The 25,250-nt window shown below is 53.9% G+C and carries 21 protein-coding genes and 4 pseudogenes; 20 read left to right on the forward strand and 5 right to left on the reverse strand.

The annotated features are described in order from the left end of the window. Positions 1-67 precede the first annotated feature (67 nt). The 7 genes from RT197_RS09265 (at position 68) to speFL (ending at position 8,205) form a co-directional block, all read left to right on the forward strand. Positions 68-157 (forward strand): potassium-transporting ATPase subunit F, encoded by a 90-nt coding sequence (locus tag RT197_RS09265; RefSeq protein WP_312949583.1) that lies wholly within the window; start codon positions 68-70, stop codon positions 155-157. Next, entirely contained in the window at positions 157-1,836 is a 1,680-nt protein-coding gene (kdpA, locus tag RT197_RS09270) for a potassium-transporting ATPase subunit KdpA (RefSeq protein ID WP_312949585.1), read from the forward strand. Before RT197_RS09265 ends, kdpA begins: the two co-directional genes overlap by 1 nt. Before the next feature lie 20 nt (positions 1,837-1,856). Then, positions 1,857-3,905 (forward strand): potassium-transporting ATPase subunit KdpB, encoded by a 2,049-nt coding sequence (gene kdpB / locus RT197_RS09275; protein ID WP_312949588.1) that lies wholly within the window; start codon positions 1,857-1,859, stop codon positions 3,903-3,905. A 7-nt stretch (positions 3,906-3,912) separates the two neighbouring features. Further along, positions 3,913-4,491, forward strand: a complete 579-nt coding sequence (kdpC, locus tag RT197_RS09280; protein WP_312949590.1) for a potassium-transporting ATPase subunit KdpC — start codon at positions 3,913-3,915, stop codon at positions 4,489-4,491. Continuing rightward, a complete protein-coding gene (kdpD, locus tag RT197_RS09285) occupies positions 4,488-7,169 on the forward strand; it encodes a two-component system sensor histidine kinase KdpD (RefSeq protein WP_312949593.1) in 2,682 nt (893 codons plus the stop codon). The genes kdpC and kdpD overlap by 4 nt, the downstream gene beginning before the upstream one ends. After that, positions 7,166-7,843: a two-component system response regulator KdpE gene (gene kdpE / locus RT197_RS09290; protein WP_312949595.1), complete on the forward strand. Its 678-nt coding sequence runs from the start codon at positions 7,166-7,168 to the stop codon at positions 7,841-7,843. The genes kdpD and kdpE overlap by 4 nt, the downstream gene beginning before the upstream one ends. A gap of 257 nt (positions 7,844-8,100) precedes the next feature. Beyond that, complete coding sequence (gene speFL, locus RT197_RS09295; protein WP_148872342.1) at positions 8,101-8,205, forward strand: leader peptide SpeFL; 105 nt, start codon at positions 8,101-8,103, stop codon at positions 8,203-8,205. Between the two features lie 204 nt (positions 8,206-8,409). Here speFL and RT197_RS09300 read toward each other — a convergent pair whose 3' ends face one another. Next, positions 8,410-8,580, reverse strand: coding sequence for a hypothetical protein (locus tag RT197_RS09300; protein ID WP_312949601.1), 171 nt, complete (start codon positions 8,578-8,580; stop codon positions 8,410-8,412). Between RT197_RS09300 and speF the strand changes: the two are divergent. The 9 genes and pseudogenes from speF to RT197_RS21990 all read left to right on the forward strand — a co-directional run. Then, positions 8,522-10,657, forward strand: a pseudogene (speF, locus tag RT197_RS09305) (ornithine decarboxylase SpeF); the annotation flags it as partial. The gene RT197_RS09300 and the pseudogene speF sit on opposite strands and share 59 nt — an antisense overlap. Then, complete coding sequence (gene potE / locus RT197_RS09310; protein ID WP_312949604.1) at positions 10,654-11,967, forward strand: putrescine-ornithine antiporter; 1,314 nt, start codon at positions 10,654-10,656, stop codon at positions 11,965-11,967. The pseudogene speF and the gene potE, both read left to right, overlap by 4 nt. A gap of 609 nt (positions 11,968-12,576) precedes the next feature. Then, positions 12,577-13,776, forward strand: a pseudogene (locus RT197_RS09315) (RHS repeat-associated core domain-containing protein); the annotation flags it as partial. Then, on the forward strand, positions 13,773-14,159 hold the full coding sequence (locus RT197_RS09320; protein WP_312949606.1) for an ankyrin repeat domain-containing protein: 387 nt from the start codon (positions 13,773-13,775) through the stop codon (positions 14,157-14,159). The pseudogene RT197_RS09315 and the gene RT197_RS09320, both read left to right, overlap by 4 nt. Continuing rightward, entirely contained in the window at positions 14,140-14,628 is a 489-nt protein-coding gene (locus tag RT197_RS09325; RefSeq protein WP_312949608.1) for a hypothetical protein, read from the forward strand. Before RT197_RS09320 ends, RT197_RS09325 begins: the two co-directional genes overlap by 20 nt. After that, complete coding sequence (locus RT197_RS09330; protein WP_312949610.1) at positions 14,625-15,128, forward strand: DUF6714 family protein; 504 nt, start codon at positions 14,625-14,627, stop codon at positions 15,126-15,128. Before RT197_RS09325 ends, RT197_RS09330 begins: the two co-directional genes overlap by 4 nt. 57 nt (positions 15,129-15,185) lie before the next feature. Further along, positions 15,186-15,531, forward strand: a pseudogene (locus RT197_RS09335) (RHS repeat-associated core domain-containing protein); the annotation flags it as partial. Continuing rightward, entirely contained in the window at positions 15,511-15,945 is a 435-nt protein-coding gene (locus RT197_RS09340; protein ID WP_312949613.1) for a hypothetical protein, read from the forward strand. The pseudogene RT197_RS09335 and the gene RT197_RS09340, both read left to right, overlap by 21 nt. A 489-nt stretch (positions 15,946-16,434) precedes the next feature. Continuing rightward, a pseudogene (locus RT197_RS21990) lies at positions 16,435-16,567 on the forward strand (IS1 family transposase); the annotation flags it as partial. Between the two features lie 138 nt (positions 16,568-16,705). Here RT197_RS21990 and pgm read toward each other — a convergent pair. Then, positions 16,706-18,346, reverse strand: coding sequence for a phosphoglucomutase (alpha-D-glucose-1,6-bisphosphate-dependent) (gene pgm, locus RT197_RS09345; protein WP_312949615.1), 1,641 nt, complete (start codon positions 18,344-18,346; stop codon positions 16,706-16,708). Between the two features lie 24 nt (positions 18,347-18,370). After that, positions 18,371-18,913 carry a replication initiation negative regulator SeqA gene (seqA, locus tag RT197_RS09350; RefSeq protein ID WP_312949617.1) on the reverse strand — a complete coding sequence of 181 codons (543 nt, stop codon included), beginning with the start codon at positions 18,911-18,913 and terminating at the stop codon, positions 18,371-18,373. A 181-nt stretch (positions 18,914-19,094) separates the two neighbouring features. Between seqA and ybfF the strand changes: the two genes are divergently transcribed. The 4 genes from ybfF to fur all read left to right on the forward strand — a co-directional run bounded on the left by ybfF (position 19,095) and on the right by fur (position 21,712). Continuing rightward, on the forward strand, positions 19,095-19,865 hold the full coding sequence (gene ybfF, locus RT197_RS09355; RefSeq protein WP_312949619.1) for an esterase: 771 nt from the start codon (positions 19,095-19,097) through the stop codon (positions 19,863-19,865). 130 nt (positions 19,866-19,995) lie between these two features. Then, a complete protein-coding gene (ybfE, locus tag RT197_RS09360) occupies positions 19,996-20,289 on the forward strand; it encodes a LexA regulated protein (protein WP_312949621.1) in 294 nt (97 codons plus the stop codon). A 150-nt stretch (positions 20,290-20,439) separates the two neighbouring features. Beyond that, the gene (gene fldA / locus RT197_RS09365) at positions 20,440-20,970 is read left to right on the forward strand and encodes a flavodoxin FldA (RefSeq protein ID WP_312949624.1); all 531 of its coding nucleotides are present in this window, start codon (positions 20,440-20,442) and stop codon (positions 20,968-20,970) included. 289 nt (positions 20,971-21,259) lie between these two features. Next, a complete protein-coding gene (gene fur / locus RT197_RS09370) occupies positions 21,260-21,712 on the forward strand; it encodes a ferric iron uptake transcriptional regulator (RefSeq protein ID WP_312949627.1) in 453 nt (150 codons plus the stop codon). A 48-nt stretch (positions 21,713-21,760) separates the two neighbouring features. Here fur and chiP read toward each other — a convergent pair whose 3' ends face one another. Further along, positions 21,761-23,167: a chitoporin ChiP gene (gene chiP / locus RT197_RS09375; protein WP_312949629.1), complete on the reverse strand. Its 1,407-nt coding sequence runs from the start codon at positions 23,165-23,167 to the stop codon at positions 21,761-21,763. 400 nt (positions 23,168-23,567) lie between these two features. After that, positions 23,568-25,232, reverse strand: coding sequence for a glutamine--tRNA ligase (gene glnS, locus RT197_RS09380; RefSeq protein WP_312949631.1), 1,665 nt, complete (start codon positions 25,230-25,232; stop codon positions 23,568-23,570). Positions 25,233-25,250 lie beyond the last annotated feature (18 nt).

The raw sequence follows: 25,250 nt of genomic DNA on the forward strand, positions 1-25,250 counted from the left end.
TTTGCAAAATCTTTGCGCGCAGACCTCTATCTTCACCGCATTAACCTAATCACTGTGGAGGTGACCTGTGGGTGCAGGCGTGATAGCTGGCGTGGTGCTGGTGATCCTGTTACTGGCGTGGCTGATTTATGCCCTGATTAATGCGGAGGCATTCTGATGGCGGCGCAAGGATTTTTATTGATTGCCAGTTTTTTGCTGGTGCTGATGCTGGCGGCGCGTCCGCTGGGGACATTACTGGCGCGCATGATCGCCGGACATACTCTGCCGGGCGCGTTGCCAGTGGAAAAAACCCTCTGGCGGCTGCTCGGCGTTTCAGACGAGGAGATGAGCTGGCGTCATTATTTGTGGGCGATACTGCTGTTTAACCTGCTGGGTCTGCTGGTGCTGTTTGTTCTGCTGATGATGCAGGGATCGCTGCCGTTAAATCCGCAGCAACTGCCCGGCTTGTCCTGGCATCTGGCGCTGAATACCGCCGTCAGTTTTGTCGCCAATACCAACTGGCAATCCTACAGCGGCGAAAGCACGATGAGCTATTTCAGCCAGATGGTGGGGCTGACGGTGCAAAACTTTCTTTCCGCTGCCAGCGGGATTGCGGTGGTGTTTGCGCTGACCCGCGCCTTCGCCCGCCGCAGTATGAGTACGCTCGGCAACGCGTGGGTGGATTTGACCCGCATTACCCTCTGGGTGCTGCTGCCGCTGTCGCTTGTCCTCGCGCTGTTTTTTATCCAGCAGGGGAGCCTGCAGAATCTGCTGCCGTACCAATCGGTAACGTCGCTGGAAGGCGTGCAGCACTGGCTGCCGATGGGACCGGTCGCCTCGCAGGAAGCGATCAAAATGCTCGGCACCAACGGCGGCGGCTTCTTTAATGCCAACTCTTCGCATCCGTTTGAAAACCCGACCGCGTTGACCAATTTCGTTCAGATGCTGGCGATTTTCATCATTCCCGCCGCGCTGTGCTTTGCGTTTGGCGAAGCGGTGGGCGACCGCCGTCAGGGGCACACCTTGCTGTGGGCAATGACGCTGATTTTCATCGTCAGCGCCGCCGTGGTGATGTGGGCGGAGAGCGTGGGCAATCCACATCTGATCCCGCTCGGCGCGGACGGTAGCCTGAATATGGAAGGCAAGGAAAGCCGCTTCGGTATTCTCGCCAGCAGCCTGTTTGCGGTGGTGACGACCGCCGCATCGTGCGGGGCGGTTAATGCCATGCACGACTCGTTCACCGCGCTGGGCGGCATGGTGCCGCTATGGCTGATGCAAATCGGCGAGGTGGTTTTTGGCGGCGTCGGCTCTGGTCTGTACGGGATGCTGCTGTTCGTGCTGCTGGCGGTGTTTATCGCCGGGCTAATGACCGGGCGCACGCCGGAATACCTCGGTAAAAAAATCGATGTCCGGGAAATGAAAATGACCGCGCTGGCGATCCTCGTCACCCCGGCGCTGGTGCTGGGCGGCACGGCACTCGCCATGATGACCGATGCCGGGCGCAGCGGCATGTTTAATCCTGGCGCGCATGGCTTCAGCGAAGTGCTGTATGCGGTGTCTTCTGCCGCCAACAATAACGGCAGCGCCTTTGCCGGACTCAGCGCGAACACGCCCTTCTGGAACTGCCTGCTGGCGTTCTGCATGTGGGTGGGTCGCTTCGGCGTCATCATCCCGGTGATGGCGATTGCCGGTTCGCTGGTCAGCAAAAAAATCCAGCCCGCCAGCGCCGGGACGCTGGTCACATCCGGCGCGCTGTTTGTTGGCTTACTGACCGGGACGGTGCTGCTGGTCGGCGCGCTGACCTTTATCCCCGCACTGGTCTCCGGGCCGGTGGCAGAACTTCTCTCGTTACGTTGAGTCAGGTGGAGCATTTAACTATGAATCGCAGGAAACAGGCGCTGTTTGAACCCGCGCTGATTCGGCAGGCGACGATCGATTCGCTAAAAAAATTGAGTCCGCATATCCAGTTACGTAACCCGGTGATGTTTATCGTCTGGGTAGGGAGCGTGCTGACCAGCGGGCTAGCGATAGCCATGCTCGCCGGACAGTTAACCGGCGACGCGCGCTTTACGGGCGCGGTCAGCCTGTGGCTGTGGTTTACCGTACTGTTCGCCAACTTCGCCGAGGCGATGGCGGAAGGACGCAGTAAAGCCCAGGCCAGCAGCCTGAAAGGTGTGCAAAAAACGGCATTTGCGTGGAAGCTGGACGCGCCCTCGTCTCAGGCAAAAGGCGAGCGCGTCCCGGCGGCGTCGCTGCGCAAGGGAGATATCGTGCGGGTTGAAGCTGGCGATATTATCCCCTGCGATGGCGAAGTGGTCGAAGGCGGCGCATCGGTTGATGAAAGCGCCATCACCGGGGAATCCGCGCCGGTGATCCGTGAGTCAGGCGGCGATTTCGCCTCTGTCACCGGCGGCACGCGCATTCTTTCCGACTGGCTGGTGATTACGTGCAGCGTTAATCCGGGTGAAACCTTTCTTGACCGGATGATCGCCATGGTCGAGGGCGCGCAGCGGCGTAAAACCCCTAACGAAATCGCCCTGACGATCCTGCTGATTGCGCTGACCATTGTCTTCCTGCTGGCGACCGCCACGCTGTGGCCGTTCTCGGCCTGGGCGGGCGAGCCGGTGAGCGTGACGGTGCTGGTGGCGCTGCTGGTGTGTCTGATCCCGACCACTATCGGCGGTCTGCTGTCAGCTATCGGTATCGCCGGGATGAGCCGGATGCTCGGGGCTAACGTCATCGCCACCAGCGGGCGCGCGGTTGAAGCCGCCGGGGACGTTGACGTGCTGCTGCTGGATAAAACCGGCACTATTACGCTGGGCAACCGCCAGGCATCGGAGTTTATTCCGGCGCAGGGGGTCGAGGAACGCACGCTTGCCGACGCCGCACAGCTGGCGTCACTGGCGGATGAAACCCCGGAAGGCCGCAGCATTGTGGTGCTGGCGAAGCAGCGGTTTAACCTGCGCGAGCGCGATGTTCAGTCGCTGCACGCCACCTTCATTCCCTTCACCGCCCAGACGCGGATGAGCGGAATTAACGTGGATGAGCGGACGATCCGTAAAGGCTCCGTTGACGCCATTCGCCGCCATGTGGAAGCCAACGGCGGCCAGTTTCCTGCTGAAGTTAACCAGCGCGTTGAAGACGTCGCCCGGCAGGGTGCCACCCCGCTGGTGGTGGCGGAAGGCGCGCGGGTGCTGGGGGTGATTGCCCTGAAAGATATCGTCAAGGGCGGCATTAAAGAACGCTTTGCCCGGCTGCGGCAGATGGGGATCAAAACCGTCATGATCACCGGCGATAACAGCCTCACCGCCGCCGCCATTGCCGCCGAGGCGGGAGTGGATGATTTTCTGGCGGAGGCCACGCCGGAAGCCAAGCTGGCACTGATCCGCCAGTATCAGGCCGAAGGTCGGCTGGTGGCGATGACCGGCGACGGCACCAACGACGCCCCGGCGCTGGCGCAGGCGGACGTGGCGGTGGCGATGAATTCCGGCACCCAGGCGGCGAAAGAAGCGGGCAATATGGTGGATCTGGACTCCAACCCCACCAAGCTGATTGAAGTGGTGCATATCGGTAAGCAGATGCTGATGACGCGCGGCTCGCTGACCACGTTCAGTCTCGCTAACGACATCGCCAAATATTTCGCCATTATTCCGGCAGCTTTCGCCGCCACCTGGCCGCAGATTGGCGTGCTGAATATTATGCACCTGCATTCGCCGGTGTCCGCCATTCTCAGCGCGGTGATATTCAATGCGCTGATTATCGTCTTCCTGATCCCGCTGGCGCTGCGCGGCGTGAGCTATAAACCGCTCTCCGCGTCCGCCATGCTGCGGCGTAATTTGCTGATCTACGGTCTCGGTGGCCTGGTGGTGCCGTTTATTGGCATCAAACTTATTGATTTATTATTGACCCTGCTGGGTCTGGCGTGAGGTGTGTATGCGTCTGATTCGACCTGCTCTTTCCCTGCTGATTTTACTGACGCTGATTACCGGCGGGCTTTATCCGCTGCTCACCACCGCGCTGGGGCAGTGGTGGTTCCACAATAACGCTAACGGTTCGCTGATCCAGTCGGCGGACGGGCTGCGCGGCTCACGGCTGATAGGCCAGGATTTTACCCGCGCCGATTATTTTCATGGTCGTCCGTCCGTGACCGCTGACGCGCCTTATAATCCGTCCGCGTCCGGCGGCAGCAACCTCGCGGTCAGCAATCCGGCGCAGGATAACGCTATCCGCGAGCGCGTGCAGGCGCTGCGGGCCGCCAATCCCGACGCCGTGCCTGCCGTTCCGGTGGAACTGGTCACCGCGTCGGGCAGCGGACTGGATAATCATCTGACGCCGCAGGCCGTGCTGTGGCAACTGCCGCGCGTGGCGAAGGCGCGGGATCTGTCGGCAGAACAGATCGCACCGCTCATCGCCCGTGCCACGCAGAAACCGCTGTTCAGCTTTCTCGGCCAACCTGTGGTAAATATTGTCGAGCTGAATATGTCTCTGGATGATCTAAAGGAAAATAAATGACCGACGAGCCGCTGCGTCCCGACCCCGACCGCCTGCTGGAGCAAACTGCCATAGCGCATCGCGGCAAGCTGAAGATTTTCTTCGGGGCCTGCGCGGGGGTGGGAAAAACCTGGGCGATGCTGGCGGAGGCGCAACGGCTGCGCGCGCAGGGGCTGGATATTCTGGCAGGCGTCGTGGAAACCCACGGCCGCAAAGAGACGGCGGCGATGCTCGAAGGACTCGCCAGATTGCCGCCGCGCCAGTTTACGCATCGCGGGCGCAGGGTCGCCGAATTCGATCTCGATGCGGCGCTGGCCCGCCGTCCGGCGCTGATCCTGATGGACGAGCTGGCGCACAGCAATGCGCCCGGCTCGCGTCATCCCCGCCGCTGGCAGGACGTTGAGGAATTGCTCAACGCGGGCATCGACGTTTTCACCACCATTAACGTTCAGCATCTGGAAAGCCTGAACGACGTGGTCAGCGGCGTAACCGGTATCCAGGTGCGGGAAACCGTGCCGGACCCGGTTTTTGACGCCGCCGATGACGTGGTACTGGTCGATCTGCCGCCTGACGATTTGCGCCAGCGCCTGCATGAAGGCAAGGTGTATCTGCCCGGCCAGGCGGAGCGTGCCATCGAAAACTTTTTCCGCAAGGGCAATCTTTATGCCCTGCGCGAACTGGCGCTGCGACGCACCGCTGACCGCGTTGACGATCAAATGCGCGCCTGGCGGGAAAATCAGGGGCAGGAAAAAGTCTGGCATACCCGCGACGCTATTCTGCTGTGCATTGGTCATCAGACCGGCAGTGAAAAACTGGTGCGCACCGCCGCGCGGCTGGCGGCAAAACTCGGCAGCGTCTGGCACGCGGTGTATGTGGAAACGCCACGCCTGCACCGCCTGCCGCTCGCGCAGCGTCAGGCTATCCTCAGCGCCCTGCGGCTGGCGCAAGAACTGGGCGCGGAGACCGCCACTCTCGCCGATCCCTCGGAAGAAAAAGCGCTGTTACGCTACGCGCGCGAGCACAATCTCGGCAAAATTGTGCTCGGACGCCAGACCCGGCGGCGCTGGTGGCAGGGAGATTCCTTCGCCGGACGTCTCGCCCGCCACGGGCCGGATCTGGATGTTATGATGGTCGCCCTCGACGATCCCCCCTCCTCGCCCTCGCCGCGCGCCAGCGACAGCCGGGGATTTATCGACCGCTTTCGGGTACAGCTGCACGGCTGCCTGGTCGCGCTCGCGCTGTGCGCCGGGATCACCCTGATGGCGATGCAGTGGCTGACCGCCTTCGATCCTACCAATCTGGTGATGATCTACCTGCTGGCGGTGGTGATCGTCGCGCTGCGCTACGGGCGCTGGCCGTCGGTACTGGCAACGCTTATCAACGTGGTGAGTTTCGACCTGTTTTTCATCGCCCCGCACGGCACCCTCGCGGTGTCCGACGTGCAGTACATTCTGACCTTTATGGTGATGCTGATTGTCGGGCTGGTGATCGGCAACTTAACGGCGGGAATGCGCTATCAGGCGCGGGTCGCCCGCTACCGCGAGCAGCGCACGCGTCACCTGTATGAGATGTCGAAATCGCTGGCGATAAGCCGCAGCGCAGAAGATATTGCTGAGATTAGCGAGCGGTTTATCCACTCCACTTTTCAGGCGCGCAGCCAGTTGCTGTTTCCCGAGGCTGGCGGGCGGCTTATTCCGCTTAATCATCAGCCCGGCATGACGCCGTGGGATGACGCTATCGCCCGCTGGAGTTTTGATCGCAGCCAGCCCGCAGGCGCGGGAACCGATACGCTGCCCGGCGTGCCGTACCAGATTTTGCCGCTGAAAAGCGCCAGCCGCACGCACGGGCTGGTGGTGGTCGAGCCGGGAAATCTGCGCCAGCTGATGATCCCTGAGCAGCAGCGGCTGCTGGAAACCTTTACCCTGCTGATTGCCAGCGCCCTGGAGCGGCTGGCGCTCACCACCAGCGAAGAGCAGGCGCGGCTGGCGAGCGAGCGCGAAAGCGTGCGCAACGCGCTGCTGGCGGCGCTGTCGCACGATCTGCGCACGCCGCTGACGGTGCTGTTCGGACAGGCGGAAATCCTCACGCTGGATCTGGCCAGCGAAGGGTCGAAACACGCGCCGCAGGCCAGCGAAATTCGCCAGCATGTGCTCAACACCACCCGGCTGGTCAATAATCTGCTGGATATGGCGCGAATTCAGTCCGGTGGGTTTAATCTTAAGAAAGAGTGGCTGACGCTGGAAGAACTGGTGGGTAGCGCATTGCAAAGCCTGGAGCCGGGCAGCCAGCCGATCACGCTCTCTTTGCCGGAGCCGCTGCTGCTTATCCACGTCGACGGCCCGCTGTTTGAGCGGGTGCTGATCAACCTGCTGGAGAACGCCCTGAAATATGCCGGAAGACGGGCGCAAATCGGGCTGAACGCCCGTAAAGAAGACCAGCAGTTGGTGCTGGAAGTGTGGGACACCGGGCCGGGTATTCCGCCCGGTCAGGAGCGGAAGATCTTCGACAAATTCGCCCGTGGAATGAAAGAGTCGGCCATCCCCGGCGTGGGGCTGGGGCTGGCAATTTGCCAGGCGATCGTCAGCGTTCACGGCGGCACGCTGACCGCCAGCAACCGGGCGCAGGGCGGAGCCTGTTTCCGTGTTACCCTGCCCCGGCACGCGCCACCCGCGATGGAAGAGCCTGGTGAGGTACTGTGATTAACATTCTGATTATTGAAGATGAACAGGCAATCCGCCGCTTTCTGCGCACCGCGCTGGAAGCCGACGGGCTGCGGGTATTCGAAGCCGACAGCCTTCAGCGCGGGCTGCTGGAGGCCGCGAGCCGCAAACCCGATCTGGCGATCCTCGATCTGGGTCTGCCGGACGGCGACGGCATTGATTTTATCCGCGAGGTCCGCCTGTGGAGCCAGATGCCGATTATTGTGCTGTCGGCGCGCGTGGAGGAAACCGACAAAATCACCGCCCTGGACGCGGGCGCGGATGACTATCTTAGTAAACCGTTCGGTATCGGCGAGCTTCAGGCCCGGCTGCGGGTTGCGCTGCGCCGCCATGCCAACGGGCAGCAAAATGAGCCGCTGATCTCGTTCGGCAATTTGCAGGTGGATCTTGCCGCCCGGCAGATTATGCGCGACGGCGAGCCGGTGCATTTAACGCCGATTGAGTTTCGCCTGCTGGCGGTGCTGCTCAATAATGCCGGAAAAGTATTAACCCAGCGCCAGCTGCTGAATCAGGTCTGGGGACCAAATGCCATTGAGCATAGTCACTATTTACGCATTTATATGGGACACCTTCGGCAAAAGCTGGAGGCCGATCCAGCGCGCCCCCGCTATTTATTAACGGAAACCGGCATCGGCTACCGTTTTATGCTTTGAATAACTATTCATTTATTTCACCGCTTTATTAACTTTCTCGCCGGAAATTTATTTTCGCGGCGACACTTTTTCGCAAAATAAAATTTTCACTTATTATTTACATCTCATACACATTAACGCATCTCGCCGTCATTTATGCATAATCAGTGAGTAATTATTTCTGTAATGATCTTTTTTTGTTGACACACTTCACAGTTAATACCGTTTTTCCAGATAAAATGTGCACACCTTCAATGAACATATGAATGGTGAATAAAATGGAAAACAATAGCCGAATTATGCCACATATAAGGCGGACAACGCATATTATGATGTTTGCCCACCGCAATAGTTTTGATTTTCACTTCTTTAATGCCCGATAGTCATCTGACATCGGCGCTTCCGCGCACAGCTAACCTTAAGGCTTTTAATACAGTCTGTTACCTGTAGCGAACCGCGCTTACTCCCGATAAATCCTGTATTGCTGGTGACCGGACCGGCAGGATTTATGACACCCAGAAAAAGTTATGCACTGATTTTTTATCAGCAAATACGCATTGCTTTTTTTCCCGGAATAATCAGTTTCTTTACCTGAAAGAAATTGAGGGATTGCTATTACCAAAAATAAAGGAATAACAAATGTCACAATTAAAAATTGCTGTGAGTCGCTCTTGCCCTGATTGTTTTTCTACCCAGCGTGAAATAGTGAATACCTCCGCCACCCACTTTATTGACGTCGCCGCCATCATATTGACCATTGACGATGTGGAATGCGGTAAGCTCGATGAAATTGACGCCACCGGTTATCACATTCCGGTATTCATCGCCATTAATAGCGAAGAGCGCGTTCCGGCAGAGTACCTGTCACGCATTCAGGGCGTGTTTGAATACGACGAAACGCGCATCGAATTTTATGGCCGCCAGCTGGAGGCCGCCGCGCAGAAGTATGAAACCCAGCTGCGCCCGCCCTTTTTCCGGGCGCTGGTGGACTATATCAAACAGGGCAACAGCGCGTTTGACTGCCCCGGACATCAAGGCGGGGAGTTCTTCCGCCGCCATCCGTCCGGCAATCAGTTTGTCGAGTTTTTTGGCGAGACGCTGTTTCGGGCAGATCTGTGTAATGCGGACGTCGCGATGGGCGATTTACTGATCCACGAAGGCGCGCCCTGCGTGGCGCAGCAGCACGCCGCGAAGGTGTTTAACGCGGATAAAACTTACTTCGTGCTCAACGGCACCTCATCGGCCAACAAAGTGGTGCTCAACGCGCTGCTGACGCCGGGCGATCTGGTGCTGTTTGACCGCAATAACCATAAATCGAATCACCACGGCGCGCTGCTTCAGGCGGGCGCAACTCCGGTGTATCTGGAAACCGCGCGTAACCCTTATGGATTTATCGGCGGCATTGACGCGCACTGTTTTGAAGAGCGCTATATGCGCGAACTGATCGCTGAAGTCGCGCCGCAGCGCGCCCACGACGCGCGTCCGTTCCGCCTGGCGGTGATCCAGCTCGGCACCTACGATGGCACCATTTACAACGCCCGTCAGGTGGTGGATAAAATCGGCCACCTGTGCGATTACATCCTGTTTGACTCGGCGTGGGTCGGCTACGAGCAGTTTATTCCGATGATGGCGGATTGTTCCCCGCTGCTGCTGGATCTGAATGAAAACGATCCGGGCATTCTGGTTACCCAGTCGGTCCACAAGCAGCAGGCAGGCTTCTCCCAGACCTCGCAGATCCATAAAAAAGACAGCCATATTAAGGGCCAGTCGCGTTACGTTCCGCATAAACGCCTGAACAACGCCTTCATGATGCACGCCTCCACCAGCCCGTTTTATCCGCTGTTTGCCGCGCTGGATATCAATGCCCGGATGCACGAGGGCGAATGCGGCCGCAATATGTGGATGGACTGCGTGGCGCACGGCATCGACGCCCGCAAGCTGATCCTTGATAACTGCAATGACATCCGCCCGTTTGTCCCGGAACAGATCGACGGCAAAGCGTGGCAGTGCTGGCCGACCGCTGATATCGCTAACGATCTGCGCTTCTTCCATTTTGTGCCCGGTGAACACTGGCACGCGTTTGAAGGCTACGCTGAGCATCAGTATTTTGTCGATCCCTGCAAACTGCTGCTGACCACGCCGGGCATTGATACCGCCAGCGGCGAGTACGAAGCCTTTGGCGTACCTGCAACCATCCTCGCTAACTTCCTGCGTGAGAACGGCGTTATCCCGGAAAAATGCGATCTCAACTCGATTCTGTTCCTGCTGACCCCGGCGGAAGATATGGCCAAGCTGCAACAGCTTGTCGCGCTGCTGGTACGTTTTGAAAAACTGCTGGAGACGGATGCGCCGCTGGAAGAGGTACTGCCGTCACTTTACCGCCAGTATCAGCAGCGCTACGAGGGCTATACCCTGCGCCAGCTGTGCCAGGAGATGCACGATCTCTATACCCGCCACAATGTGAAACAGCTGCAAAAAGAGATGTTCCGCAAGGAACATTTTCCGCGCGTCAGCATGAATCCACAGGACGCCAACTACGCCTTTATTCGCGGCGAAGTCGAACTGGTGCGCCTGCCGCAGGCCGAAGGACGCATTGCCGCCGAAGGTGCGCTCCCCTACCCGCCAGGGGTGCTCTGCGTGGTTCCCGGTGAAATCTGGGGCGGTGCGGTACTGCGCTATTTCAGCGCGCTGGAGGAAGGCATCAATTTACTGCCGGGCTTTGCGCCTGAACTTCAGGGGGTCTACCTCAAGGAGCAGGACGGACGTAAACAGGTCTGGTGCAACGTCATTAAAGCCGTTGAGCGTGGCCCGCTGCTGAAAGGAGAAAAATTATGAGTAAGTCCAATAAAATGGGCGTGGTTCAGCTCACCATTTTGACAATGGTCAACATGATGGGATCGGGCATCATCATGCTGCCCACCAAACTCGCCGAAGTGGGCACCATTTCGATTATTTCCTGGCTGGTCACCGCCGTCGGGTCAATGGCGCTGGCATGGGCATTCGCCAAATGCGGGATGTTCAGCCGTAAATCGGGCGGCATGGGCGGCTATGCGGAATACGCCTTTGGCAAATCCGGCAACTTTATGGCGAACTATACCTACGGGGTTTCGCTGCTGATTGCCAACGTGGCGATTGCTATTTCCGCCGTCGGCTATGGCACGGAGTTGTTTGGCCTCGCCTTAAGCCCGGTGCAAATCGGGCTGGCGACCATCGGCGTGCTGTGGATTTGCACCGTCGCCAATTTTGGCGGGGCGCGGATCACCGGGCAACTGAGTAGCGTCACTATCTGGGGAGTGATTATTCCGGTGGTGGGTCTGTGCATTATCGGCTGGTTCTGGTTCAGCCCGACGATGTACGCTGAATCCTGGAATCCGCACAACGTGCCGTTCTTCAGCGCCGTAGGCTCTTCCATTGCTATGACGCTGTGGGCTTTTCTCGGTCTGGAGTCGGCCTGCGCGAATACGGACGTCGTGGAAAACCCGGAACGCAACGTGCCGATTGCGGTACTTGGCGGGACGCTGGGCGCAGCGGCCATTTATATTGTCTCCACTAACGTGATCGCCGGGATCGTGCCGAATATGGATCTGGCAAACTCCACCGCCCCGTTCGGCGTGGCGTTTGCCCAGATGTTCACCCCCGGCGTCGGCAAGGTCATTATGGGTCTGATGGTGATGTCCTGCTGCGGCTCCCTGCTCGGCTGGCAGTTCACCATTGCGCAGGTGTTTAAATCTTCTGCGGATGAAGGCTATTTCCCGAAGATCTTCTCGCGGCTCAATAAAGCCGACGCCCCGGTTCAGGGGATGCTGGCGATTGTGATTTTCCAGAGCGGGCTGTCGCTGATGACCATCAGCCCTTCGCTGAACAGCCAGTTCAACGTGCTGGTCAACCTGGCGGTCGTCACCAATATTATCCCGTATATCCTGTCGATGGCGGCGCTGGTGATTATTCAGAAGGTGGCAAAGGTCGATCCGAAGAAAGCCAAAGTGGCCAACGTGGTGGCGTTTATCGGCGCGGTTTATAGCTTCTACGCGCTTTACTCGTCCGGGGAAGAAGCCATGCTGTACGGAGCAATCGTGACCTTTATGGGCTGGACGCTGTACGGTCTGGTCTCACCACGCTTTGAAATGAAGAATAAGCACGGCTGATGATGAGGTGGAGGCTCCGCGAGGGGCCTCTCAGACTGCTAATCTTATGCTTTTCAAAATCAGTCTGACCAGTGCATGATACGCGACGGATTCATGGGTTCGACAATATTTTCACGATCGTATGGCGTGTTCAGTTCACTCTCGCCGTCATTACAAAGTGACGTTAATAAATATCAAAAAAGGCAATGATATAAGTTTAATTATAATATCCAAATTCATTATATATGCATTATATTAATAATTCCGATTGATTTTATATGTATATTTACTATTTTCATTATTCACTCATCTCCTGTTCTTATCTTCCCCTCGGGCTACACAAAATATTGTTTGATATTTCGTGACTTCATGCAGTGCCGCAGGCATAATTAATTATCAGCCGTCCTTTTATTTATATTCCGAATACTTTAACGAATTTTATTAACTGTTTATATATTACCGGTTTCAGTATTACTGTTGCTGCCGCATATTGCGCAGCAGGCTGACGGCAAACGGATTTCCCGGCATTTCATCAACAGTGCCCGGCCGCTGAAAAACAAAGGAGCGTGTTATGTCAAAGGCCGCCTCATCAGCGAGCGCCAGACGGTGCACAACCCGGAGACGGGGAACCTGCTCTGGACGCATGAGACGACGCACGGCTACAGCGACCGGGGCCTGGCAACCCGGCTGGTGCCGGACGGCCTGCCGCCGGTGGCGTGGCTGACCTACGGCTCCGGGTATCTGGCGGGGATGAAGCTCGGCGACATCCCGCTGGCTGAGTTCACGCGTGACCGCCTGCACCGCGAGACGGTACGCCGCTTCGGGACCGGCGCGGACAGTACCGCCGGATACGAACAGACCTCGGCGTACATCCTCCCGGGCCGGCTGCAGAGTCAGCACCTGAACCTTCCGCAATCTGACCGCGAATACACGTGGAATGATAACGGGCAGCTCATCCGCATCAGCGGCCCGGACCAGACCAGGGAGTACCGTTACAGCGCCACGGGGAGGCTGGCCGGGGTACGTACCCTCGCCGCGGACCTGGACATCAGTATCCCGTATGCCACCGACCCGGCGGGCAACCGGCTGGCCGCGCAGCTGGAGCCGGAACACATCCCGGAGAGAAAAATCCACCTGTACCACTGCGACCACCGGGGCCTGCCGCTGGCGCTTGTCAGCCCGGACGGGAGCACGGCATGGCGGGCGGAGTATGATGAGTGGGGCAACCTGCTGAATGAGGATAACCCGCATAATCTGGAGCAGCTCATCCGGCTCCCGGGCCAGCAGTACGATGAGGAGTCGGGGCTGTACTACAACCGGCACCGGTATTATGACCCGTTACAGGGAAGGTACATCACCCAGGACCCGATTGGGTTGCGGGGCGGATGGAATCCTTATACGTATCCGTTAAATCCAGTCGCAGATATAGATCCGTTGGGACTGATTGTATGGATGGTAATTCCTGGTGTTTGTGCTGCGGGAGGGTGTGAAGCAATTCTTGTAGGGTTGGGTTTGTCGGCATCTATAGCAGGACAACAAATGCAGGTTAATTCATCTAATTCTTCAGGGCAAAGTGGTAGTTCGTTTTGGGATGATGGAAGACAAAGTGAATATGAACATGCAAAAATGTTTTGTGATACCCCCCCGCCACCAGGAAGTAACGAATGCTCATCATTATCCAAGAAAATAGGTCACTCAAAGGAGTGTATCAATTTATATGAAAATTGGGATTCCAGATGGTTGCCCGGTCGTCATGATGAAAAACTTGATGGTTGGCGGCAGCGCTTGAATAATTTAAAAGAAGAACATAATAAAAAATGTACAAAATGAAGAAAGCAAAGAAATTAAAAATTAAAAATTTAATTGATAAATATAAAGAACATGCCGAATTTTTAGGGATGGAACTGTTGGATATCAATCAACCTGGCTCAGTAGACGATACAATGCTACACATTGCGGCAAGGAAAGGTAATATTGAAGATATATATTTTTTGATATCCGTTGGTGCAAATATAAACGCTATTGGTGACTTAGGGAATACACCATTACACCAAGCTGCAATGCGAGGAGCACTTGATTCTGTAAAGGTCTTGCTGGAGCTGAATGCAAATCCTTTGATAAAAAATGAATTCGGGCAAACAGCTGCGGATGTTGCCAGAATTGGAAAATATTTGAGTATATATGAACTAATAAATGAACATATTAAAGAGTGAAGTTACAGAGAAATCAGCGAAGACAACCGGGCGCCGCTGGCGCTTATCAGGGTGTGAAGCAATACTTGTAGGATTGGGTTTATCAGCATCTATAGCCGGACAACAAATGCAGGCTAGCTCATCTAACGGAGGAAGGGAAGTTAGCACAATATTAAATACAAATGTTTATGATAAATCAGGATCAAAAGTCAGTCCTAATGTTTTAAATATGCAGCCTCCGGGAGATTGTGATCCTTACGATCAAAAAAAGATGCAGCAGGAGGTAGATGGATGGTGTAAAGGTAAACAGACTCCTACATCATGTAAAGGTATTAAGTCTCCCTCAATTCGTTCGGCAATAGCTGAAGTGAATAGACAATGTGGTATGGCTCGTGACAAGATCAATAAACAATGTTTTGCTGGAGGTGATCTTACACACCGAAATCAGGCTATTGACGCTTGGAAAGAATATAGTGAGTGTATGGAATGAAAAAAATAGAATGTACTAAATCTTTGCGAGAGTTAATTTTGACGGCATTCGATAGCACAGAATATCCCGGTGATGATAATATTGTCTTAGGTGCGTATCCACCTAATATGCCAGATTACATGGCTGTTTATAATCTATATAATGGACATAAATGGAATTCTTTTAGCGATAGTTTTTTTTACTCTCACGGAGAAGTTCAGTCATCAATTGAATTTTTAACACCAAAGGCATTTCTTTATTACTTACCAGCATTCATGCTTCATATCATTAGTGATGAATGGAGCAACGATATAAATGGATTAATTGTTGATATTTTTTCAGGGTTAGATTATACAAAAAACTCTACAACATCATTGATTTTCACTCAGATGAATGAAATGCAATTTAAATGCGTTGCTTTATTTCTTGATTTTATTTTTTCTAATAGTGATATTTATACGGGTTTTTACGTTGAAGAGCTAGAAGAAATTATTAATGAATATTGGTGGCAGTTTTTATGATCATACTTACAGAACTGATGGTCAAGTAGATGAATAAAGTATGTATCCTGGAAAGGAAAAATCCACCTATATCACAGCGATCATCGGGACCTAGTGCTATCATGTCGGAAAAACTAAATGGTTAGCGGAATATAGATGCGTGGGGTAATGTGCTGCGGAGGATAATCTTGACAATCAGCAACAGCTCATCCGGCTCCCGGGCCAGCAGTATGATGAGGAGTCGGGGCTGTACTACAACCGGCACCGGTATTATAACCCGTTACAGGGAAGGTACATCACCCTGGACCCGATTGGGTTGCGGGGCGGATGGAATTTATATAAATACCCCTTGAACCCGGTTAGATATATAGACCCTTATGGCTTAGATAAAGTAGATGTCATTGTGAATAATAATGGAATAGGACATGTCGGTTTACATATGGGATCTGGGGATAGTGAATTATTGTATGATCCTGGTGGTTCTTATATGACACCTGAAGGAATACCTTCAGGCAGCGGAGGCACGTTTATGGGAAGGGATGCCAACTTGAATAATTATTTAAAATATCAATATGCGGATGGTCCGGATGTTAAAGTGTACAGTTTCGAGCTGACCTCAGACGATGATAAAAAAATTAGAGATGCTATAGATGAGCAAGGGGGATGCTCGCCGCTTAATTGTGCGTTGTGTTCTAGCAGTGTTTTAAATGGCATCGGCCCTTTTAAAAAATTAGGATCAATCAGAACACCTTGGGGGATGGGGGATGCCATGAATGAGCTTCTATACCCCAGGCCTAAGGATCCGTTTGGTTCACTTTTCATATCTCCAGTATACTAACGGATAGATGTTATGAGAGTAATAAAGTTGTTATTGCTGGGCTGCTCGATAATTATTCATTTTGTTATTGCAAAAGATCATGTGTTTAAAATATTCAATCAATATACTTATTACATTTTGTTTGTTTTCTACATTTTGATAGCGCTCGGTTTTTTATTGTGCTTTACAAAATATTTTGCTGTTGATATGATCACTTGCATCATAACCCCTTATATTTCCTCTGCGATAAGCTTCTTCTTTTTGACCATGTTAATATCACCTCACTTTATGATGAATAATTTATGGTCAAGTATTGTAGTAGCAATGATATTACCATATTTTGCATTGTATTCTTGGATTTTATCAATATCATTAGTGATAGTGCGAAGTGGGATATATTATTTATCTAAAATTATTAAAGTCCTCTGATATAGAAGAGCGGGCAAACAGGGTCATGTATTCAATCCGGTGATATCAGGTAAAATACCTGCTTTTAGCGAAGGAATTCTGATGACTAAGGTCGATGTGAAATGTCCTTTTTGCCAGCAAACAGGCCCGGTGAAAAAACATGGGCAGGGAAGCTCCTGCCATCAACGTTATCGCTGTCAGACATGCTGTCGAAGGTTTGAACTTGAATATGATGATCGATTATACCCGAATTGTGAGAAACGGGTGGTTTTTGCGCTGTTTGATGCAGCCGTCAGGCAGAATTCGTCTTGATCCCACATTACAGACAGCAAAACGCCTCCCGCAGGAGGCGTTAATAAAGAAGGTCGCCGGATCAGGCGTTCTTCAGGACTTCACTGACGATTTCTACCGCTTCTTTCTCAATCAGCTTGCGGTGTTCTTCGCCGAGGAAGCTTTCACAGTAAATTTTATAGGCGTCTTCGGTACCGGACGGACGCGCCGCAAACCAGCCGTTGTCGGTCATCACTTTCAGACCGCCGATAGATGCGCCGTTACCCGGTGCGGTGGTCAGACGCGCGGTGATTGGATCGCCCGCCAGCGTGTCGGCGCTGACCATTTCCGGCGAGAGCTTAGACAGCGCGGCTTTCTGCGCGGAAGTCGCGCTGGCCCCCAGGCGGTTGTAGCTCGGTGCACCGAAGCGTTCTGCCAGCTCATCATAATGCTGCTGCGGGTTTTTCCCGGTGACGGCGGTAATTTCAGCCGCCAGCAGGCACATAATGATGCCGTCTTTGTCCGTGGACCACGGCGTGCCGTCGAAACGCAGGAAGGAAGCGCCCGCGCTCTCTTCGCCGCCGAAGCCAAAGCTGCCGTCGAACAAGCCATCCACAAACCATTTAAAGCCGACCGGCACTTCTACCAGCTTACGACCCAGATCGTTCACCACACGGTCAATCATCGCTGAAGACACCAGCGTTTTACCCACGGCAACGTCTTTGCCCCACTGCGGGCGGTGCTGGAACAGGTAGTTGATCGCAACCGCGAGATAATGGTTCGGGTTCATCAGTCCTGCCGGAGTGACGATACCGTGACGGTCGTAATCCGGGTCGTTCGCAAAGGCCAGATCGAATTTGTCGCGCAGCGCCAGCAGCCCCGCCATCGCTGATTCAGAGGAGCAGTCCATACGGATCACGCCGTCTTTATCCAGATGCATAAAGCGGAAAGTCTGATCGACCTGATCGTTAACGATAGTCAGGTTCAGCGTGTAGTGCTCGGCAATGCGTTTCCAGTATTCGATACCGGAGCCGCCGAGAGGATCGACGCCCAGCGTCAGGCCCGCTTTCTGGATCGCCGCCATATCGACGATCTCCGCCAGCCCTTCGATAAACGGCTGTACCAGATCCCGCTCTTTCACGTGACCGGAAGCCATCGCGGCATCAAGCGTAATACGCTTCACGCCGTTCAGGCCATCTGCCAGCAGCGCGTTGGCGCGATCTTCCACGACTTTAGTGACGTTGGTATCGGCCGGGCCACCGTTAGGCGGGTTGTATTTAATGCCGCCATCTTCCGGCGGGTTGTGCGACGGCGTAATGACGATGCCGTCAGCCTGCGCGCCGCCGTTTTTGTTGTGGACCAGGATAGCGTTCGATACTGCAGGCGTTGGCGTAAAGCCGTTATTCTGCTGAACGATCACATCGACGCCGTTTGCCGCCAGCACTTCAAGAACCGAGATAAATGCCGGTTCAGACAGCGCGTGGGTGTCTTTGCCGACATAGCAAGGACCGGTGATACCGTTTTTGGCGCGCTCTTCCGCGATGGCCTGGGCAATCGCCAGAATGTGCGGTTCGTTAAAGCTGTGACGTGCCGCGCTGCCACGATGGCCGGAAGTACCAAACTTTACTGCATGCTCCGGGTTGCCTGCTTCCGGCTTCAGTACATAGTACTGCGCGGTAAGCTGGGCGACGTTGATCAAATCACTCTGTTGTGCGGGTTGGCCCGCACGATTGTGAACTGCCATTGCCTGGTCCTTCTGATGCAAGGGTTAAATAGTGCCGCAAACCTTCTCTGTCAGTTCCGCCGGGAACTGCATGGATTGCATGATATGTTCAATCATGCCGCATTTACGACCTGTATTGGTATTGGTAATCACCCAATAGGGGGTGCCCGGCACCTGTTTCGGTTTAGTCTGATTACCGCTTTGCAGCAACGTCTGCTCGTCGGAGGCGAAATAAACGCGGGTCCGACCGTGCAGGGATTCAGTGGCTTCGGCGAATGCGTTGCTGTCCAGTGAATAGAGTGTAGACAGCACCAGCATAAAACGATTCACCGCTTTGCGTTGCTCTGCATATTCGTCAGATAACAGCAGTTCACGCATTGCGCGAACGTTATCTTTAGGAGAGTTAACCGGTTTTTTCTCCACCACTGGCGCGGGGGAAGTGACCTCTTTATTCACCGGTGTGGCAGGCTGTGATGCGGCGGAAAACTTCAGTATGCGCCGTAAAATGTCGGATGCGCTCTCACCAATGTGCTGCGTGTGGCTGGCAATATAGCGATAGAGTTCATCATCAACTTCGATCGTTTTCATCTTTATCCAGTACGATAATTAAGAGTACAAGTTATTGAGATTATAAGGTCAAATCTCAACTGCGGATAGCGTCAGGCCAGGATGACCGCAAAAGTCAGGAAACTTCTGAACGCTTGCAGCCGGGCGGCAGAATGTTCACCATGATACCCTAACCTGCCAGAGCGAAAAAAAGATCTTTACCATGAAATTAAACACTCGCACGCTATCTGCACAAAATTCGACTACCTCTTCACCGGTGGTTCTGGTTCACGGCCTGTTTGGTAGCCTGGATAATCTCGGCATTCTCGCCCGCGATCTGGTGAGCGACTATGACGTCGTTCAGGTCGATATGCGCAACCACGGCCTTTCCCCGCGTTCGCCTGAAATGAACTATCCGGCGATGGCGCAAGATCTGCTTGATACGCTCGACGACTTATCTATTGATAAAGCCACCTTTATTGGTCACTCGATGGGCGGCAAAGCGGTAATGGCGCTGACCGCGCTGGCAAAAGATCGCATTGACGGCCTGGTGGCGCTGGATATCGCCCCGGTCAATTATGCGGTCCGCCGCCATGATGAAATCTTTGCCGCCATTAACGCCGTCACCGCTGCCGCCAGCACCACGCGCCAGCAGGCCGCGACGGTCATGCGCGACATTATTGCTGAAGAAGGCGTGATCCAGTTTTTACTGAAATCGTTCGTTGACGGCGAATGGCGCTTTAACGTGCCGGTACTGTGGGAGCAATATCCACATATCGTCGGCTGGGAAACGGTTCCGGCGTGGGATCGCCCGGCGCTGTTCGTTCCCGGCGGTAATTCGCCATACGTCACCGCTGAATACCGCGATGCGCTGCTGGCGCAATTCCCGCAGGCCAAAGCGCACGTCATTGCCGGAGCCGGTCATTGGGTGCACGCTGAAAAACCGGACGCGGTGCTGCGGGCCATCCGCCGCTATCTGAACGAGCAGCAGTGATTAAAAATCCAACGTCCGTACGCCAGATTGCTTGCGGACGTTGGCGTGCCTGCTGCACTGATGTATGATGGCGCGCTACTCAACCGGGCAAAGGCCCGGCTGCTCGTTTCCCCCGAAGTCACTCTGAATCATGGCAAAAGAACAAACGGACCGTACGACAATAGATCTGTTCGCGAATGAGCGTCGCCCGGGAAGACCCAAAACCAGTCCCCTCTCGCGTGACGAACAGTTGCGCATCAATAAGCGTAATCAGCTTAAGCGTGACAAAGTGCGCGGCCTGAAGCGGGTTGAGTTAAAACTTAACGCCGATGCCGTGGATGCGCTGAACGAACTGGCGGAAGCCCGTGAAATCAGCCGCAGTGAACTGATCGAAGAAATGTTGCTCCTTCAGCTTGCGCATCTGCGCGGGCAGGATATTGTCTGAAAAGTCGTCCAGAATCCCCTTTCATGTAGCAGAGAGTGCAGTCGGACGCGATTGCTATTTCCGGGTACTTCTCTGTTCTGCTATGATTGCCTTTATCCGTGTGCAATCCGCCACCACCATATCAATAAGTATCAAGAGGTTATTTCACTCATGGCAATCACAGGCATCTTTTTCGGCAGCGATACAGGCAACACTGAAAATATCGCGAAGATGATTCAAAAGCAGTTGGGTAAGGACGTTGCCGATGTGCATGACATTGCCAAAAGCAGCAAAGAAGACCTTGCCGGTTACGACATTCTGCTGCTGGGCATCCCGACCTGGTACTATGGTGAAGCACAGTGTGACTGGGATGACTTCTTCCCGACGCTGGAAGAGGTAGACTTCAACGGTAAGCTGGTAGCGCTGTTTGGTTGCGGCGATCAGGAAGACTACGCGGAATACTTCTGCGACGCGTTAGGCACCATCCGCGATATCATCGAACCGCGCGGCGCGACCATCGTCGGTCACTGGCCGACCGCTGGCTACCATTTTGAAGCATCGAAAGGTCTTGTCGATGACGACCACTTTGTGGGCCTGGCGATTGACGAAGACCGCCAGCCAGAACTGACTGCTGAACGCGTAGAGCAGTGGGTAAAACAGATTTCTGAAGAATTGCACCTGAAAGACATCATCAACGCCTGATGATTAAAGGCGCAGCGGCGGCTGCGCCTTGTTAATAGTTTTAAGCAATCAAAATAATTGCTACATTTTTTTAACTTTTCAGTACATACCTGTACAATAGCCACTGATTTAACGAGGTCAGTGCGCCACTTTGCAGGCCGTGCCTCGTTTTAAACGCTAACTTTGTCTGATACTTGCAGTTTTCAATCAGGCATCGCAGTTCTATAATGAGAGGCGTTACGACAGTTGCACTCTCTGTAAATACTTCCTTGCCAGGAAGTGAATCTTATAGCAACAGGACAGATTCCGCATGACTGACAACAATACCGCATTAAAGAAGGCAGGCCTGAAAGTCACGCTTCCCCGGTTAAAAATTCTGGAAGTGCTTCAGGAGCCTGACAACCATCACGTCAGTGCGGAAGATTTATACAAACGCCTCATTGACATGGGCGAAGAGATTGGCCTGGCCACCGTCTACCGGGTACTGAACCAGTTTGACGATGCCGGCATTGTGACTCGCCATAATTTCGAAGGCGGCAAATCCGTTTTTGAACTGACCCAGCAGCATCACCACGATCACCTGATCTGCCTCGACTGCGGCAAGGTTATCGAATTCAGCGATGATTCTATTGAATCCCGCCAGCGTGAGATTGCTTCGAAACACGGCATCCGTCTTACCAACCACAGCCTTTACCTGTACGGGCACTGTGCGGAAGGCGACTGTCGGGAAGATGACAACGCTCACGACGGCGTAAGCAAATAAACAAAAAACCAGCCATCCGGCTGGTTTTTTTATCATCACATCTGACGGTCAGAAGATGGTAAACGGGGCGATGACCATAAATTTGACGTCGCGCTCATCCTGGAAGATGTTGCCGTAGCCGCCGGAATAGCTCGGAATGTCAGAATGGTTGTCATACTCGGTAAAGTGCAGTTTGAACATCGTGCCTTTTGCCCGACCGTCCTGAAGGGTATAGACCGCATCCAGGCTGTACGAAGACTCTTCGATGCTTCTGTCTTTATCGTAGTAAGCGTCGGGGTTGCTCTGCCAGGTGGACGGTTTAGCATCCCAGGCATAGACATAAGACGCGCCTACCGCGAAGCCTGGCAGATCCCAGTTTTTCAGATCGTACATCGCGCCGAAGAACACCGCTTTTTCATCGTTGGCGTTAAAGTCAGAGCGGTTATCCCACCAGATATCAAGGCGACCGTTGGAAGACGCGTAAGTCGGCGTCATACGTTGCAGGAAGTAGCCCTGCTGACCGTCCGCTTTCACCCAGGTGCCTTCCAGACGTAAATCCACCACTTCCGCCACTTTATAACCGAAGGTCAGCGCCTGAAGCCACGCCGTGCCATCATAGAGATCGTTAATGGTATGGTCATCGGCTTTATCGCGCGTGCCGTAGAACTGATAGCTGGTGGTAAACGGATTGCCGCCCAGATCGATTTTATAGCTGGCTTTGGCAAAATACTGATCGATGTACCCTTCCGCCTGACCAAAGGCCGCTTCCAGCACAAAATTATTTTTGAAATCGTATTTTGCGCCCAGGGAGTGCAGGTAATCGACGTTGGTCTTCTGGTCGTTCTGGTAGAATTTGTCCATCTCCAGATGCCACGGCGATTTGTACTCGTTGGTCCACATATACGAGAAGCTCAGCGCGCCGGTTTCGCCGTAGTCAAAGTTTGCCCCCGCTTCTGCCCCCTGATAGGTGCCGGGCATAAAGCTCCAGTGTGGAGCCAGCAGCGTCTGACCGGTTGGCTGAATATAACCCGCCCGCGCCCAGGCCGGACCGTATTTGAATTTTGCCGCCGCTTTATACAGGCTTATCCCGCTTTTATCGCCAGACCAATTTTCGTCATAGGCTTTATTACTTTTAGAGAACGCTATTTCGTTCGGGTGAGCGCTGTCTCCGTTTTCGGCCATTTCAATGGCGGTAAAAGCGGCAACATCAACGCCGAACATATCGGCGATATAACCGGACTGGAAATCAAGATTGGCGTTCCAGGTGGAGTGCGAAAGGTTGGTTTTATATTTGTCTTCGTCGGTGACGTCTTTACGATCACGCTCACGTTGCCAGTAGTAGATCCCGCCAGTTAAGGTGGAATCGTCAATAAACCCTTCAGCTCTGGCCTGCGATGCGGCCATAAAACCAGACATTGCGGTGACACCGGCAATAGCCAGCGCCAGCGTACTACGTTTGCCACTGAACGTACGCATAAGTTCATCCTCTTTGACTTTAAAAACGCCGACTAACGCGGCGATAAAAAAATAAAATTACAAGGCAGCACGCTAAAAGTGGGCGGACTGATGGCATAAAGAGTATTTTTCGCGACGCGAATTATCAACACTTTTAGAAGGGTAAAATGCAGGATTATGACGAAGCGCACATAATTAAACGCATCTTGTAACATTTATATCAGCGCCGAAGAATACCGTGCTGACGAGGTATGCGCATGATTAGCCAATACATTAGTTTGAGGAATATATTATCGGTTATTAATATGATCGGGGAAGTCAATGAGAATTAATTCGCGCCGCGAATATAACTATGATTTTTTATGCAGGCAGGAAAGTAAAAACGCCGCAGCTGCGGCGTTTTAAAAGCAAGAGCGACAATTTATTCGCCGATTTTCGCCCAGGTATCACGCAGACCTACGGTGCGGTTAAACACCAGCTTCTCTGCCGTGGCATAGCGGCTGTCGAGGCAGAAATAGCCTTCGCGCTCGAACTGATAAGCCTTACCCGCCTGCGCATTTTTCAGACCCGGCTCGGCAAAGCCCTGTTTGATCACCAGCGATTCCGGGTTGAGGGTGGCGAGGAAATCGTCCGCTGCTCCAGGGTTAGGAATGCTGAACAGGCGGTCGTAGAGGCGAATTTCTACCGGCAGCGCGTGCGCGGCGCTGACCCAGTGAATAACGCCTTTCACTTTACGTCCGTCAGCCGGATCTTTGCTCAGGGTGTCAGCATCATAAGAACAGAAGATGGTGGTGATATTGCCTTCGGCATCTTTTTCCACCCGCTCTGCTTTGATGACATAAGCATTACGCAGACGCACCTCTTTGCCCAGCACCAGACGCTTGTACTGTTTGTTGGCTTCTTCGCGGAAATCCGCGCGATCGATCCAGATTTCGGCGCTAAACGGGACTTCACGGCTGCCCATTTCCGGTTTATTCGGGTGGTTTGGCATGGTGACCATTTCGCTTTCGCCCTGGTAGTTTTCGATCACCAGTTTTACCGGATCGATCACCGCCATTGCGCGCGGGGCATTTTCATTCAGATCTTCGCGGATGCAGGATTCCAGCGAGGCCATTTCAATGGTGTTGTCCTGCTTGGTCACGCCGATGCGCTTGCAGAATTCGCGAATTGACGCGGCGGTGTAACCCCGGCGACGCAGGCCGGAGATAGTCGGCATACGCGGGTCGTCCCAGCCTTCAACGTGCTTGTCAGTGACCAGCAGGTTCAGCTTGCGCTTGGACATCACGGTGTATTCCAGATTCAGGCGCGAGAATTCGTACTGGCGCGGATGAACCGGGATGGTGATGTTGTCCAGCACCCAGTCGTACAGGCGACGGTTGTCCTGGAACTCCAGCGTACACAGCGAATGAGTAATGCCTTCCAGCGCATCGCTGATGCAGTGGGTGAAGTCGTACATCGGGTAGATGCACCACTTGCTGCCGGTCTGATGGTGATCGGCAAACTTAATGCGGTAGATAACCGGATCGCGCATGACGATAAACGGCGAGGCCATGTCGATTTTAGCGCGCAGGCAGGCTTTACCTTCTTCAAAACCGCCGGTACGCATTTTCTCGAACAGCGCGAGGTTTTCTTCCACGCTGCGGTCGCGATACGGGCTGTTTTTGCCTGGCTCTTTCAGCGTGCCGCGATATTCACGGATTTCATCGGCAGACAGCTCGTCAACATACGCCAGACCTTTGTTGATCAGTTCAATCGCATACTGATGCAGCTGATCAAAATAGTTTGAGGAGTAGCGAATGTCGCCCGACCAGTGGAAACCTAGCCACTGCACGTCATTCTTGATCGACTCAACGTATTCGATGTCTTCTTTTGCCGGGTTGGTGTCATCAAAGCGCAGATTGCACTGGCCCTGATAATCCTGAGCGATGCCAAAGTTCAGGCAGATGGATTTTGCATGTCCAATGTGCAGGTAGCCATTCGGCTCCGGCGGAAAACGGGTATGAACGGTAGTGTGCTTACCACTGGTCAGATCTTCGTCAATAATCTGACGAATAAAGTTAGTCGGGCGGGCTTCAGCCTCACTCATCGCGGGTTCCTCAAAGCA

This window comes from Superficieibacter sp., assembly GCF_032071645.1.
In the GTDB taxonomy this organism is placed as follows: Bacteria; Pseudomonadota; Gammaproteobacteria; order Enterobacterales; family Enterobacteriaceae; genus Superficieibacter.

Coding starts and splice junctions, on each gene's coding strand:
- kdpA (WP_312949585.1), top strand. CDS start 157: ATGGCGGCGCAAGGATTTTTATTGATTGCCAGTTTTTTGCTGGTGCTG.
- kdpB (WP_312949588.1), top strand. CDS start 1,857: ATGAATCGCAGGAAACAGGCGCTGTTTGAACCCGCGCTGATTCGGCAG.
- kdpC (WP_312949590.1), top strand. CDS start 3,913: ATGCGTCTGATTCGACCTGCTCTTTCCCTGCTGATTTTACTGACGCTG.
- kdpD (WP_312949593.1), top strand. CDS start 4,488: ATGACCGACGAGCCGCTGCGTCCCGACCCCGACCGCCTGCTGGAGCAA.
- speFL (WP_148872342.1), top strand. CDS start 8,101: ATGGAAAACAATAGCCGAATTATGCCACATATAAGGCGGACAACGCAT.
- RT197_RS09300 (WP_312949601.1), bottom strand. CDS start 8,580: ATGGTCAATATGATGGCGGCGACGTCAATAAAGTGGGTGGCGGAGGTA.
- potE (WP_312949604.1), top strand. CDS start 10,654: ATGAGTAAGTCCAATAAAATGGGCGTGGTTCAGCTCACCATTTTGACA.
- RT197_RS09320 (WP_312949606.1), top strand. CDS start 13,773: ATGAAGAAAGCAAAGAAATTAAAAATTAAAAATTTAATTGATAAATAT.
- RT197_RS09325 (WP_312949608.1), top strand. CDS start 14,140: ATGAACATATTAAAGAGTGAAGTTACAGAGAAATCAGCGAAGACAACC.
- RT197_RS09330 (WP_312949610.1), top strand. CDS start 14,625: ATGAAAAAAATAGAATGTACTAAATCTTTGCGAGAGTTAATTTTGACG.
- pgm (WP_312949615.1), bottom strand. CDS start 18,346: ATGGCAGTTCACAATCGTGCGGGCCAACCCGCACAACAGAGTGATTTG.
- seqA (WP_312949617.1), bottom strand. CDS start 18,913: ATGAAAACGATCGAAGTTGATGATGAACTCTATCGCTATATTGCCAGC.
- ybfF (WP_312949619.1), top strand. CDS start 19,095: ATGAAATTAAACACTCGCACGCTATCTGCACAAAATTCGACTACCTCT.
- ybfE (WP_312949621.1), top strand. CDS start 19,996: ATGGCAAAAGAACAAACGGACCGTACGACAATAGATCTGTTCGCGAAT.
- fldA (WP_312949624.1), top strand. CDS start 20,440: ATGGCAATCACAGGCATCTTTTTCGGCAGCGATACAGGCAACACTGAA.
- fur (WP_312949627.1), top strand. CDS start 21,260: ATGACTGACAACAATACCGCATTAAAGAAGGCAGGCCTGAAAGTCACG.
- chiP (WP_312949629.1), bottom strand. CDS start 23,167: ATGCGTACGTTCAGTGGCAAACGTAGTACGCTGGCGCTGGCTATTGCC.
- glnS (WP_312949631.1), bottom strand. CDS start 25,232: ATGAGTGAGGCTGAAGCCCGCCCGACTAACTTTATTCGTCAGATTATT.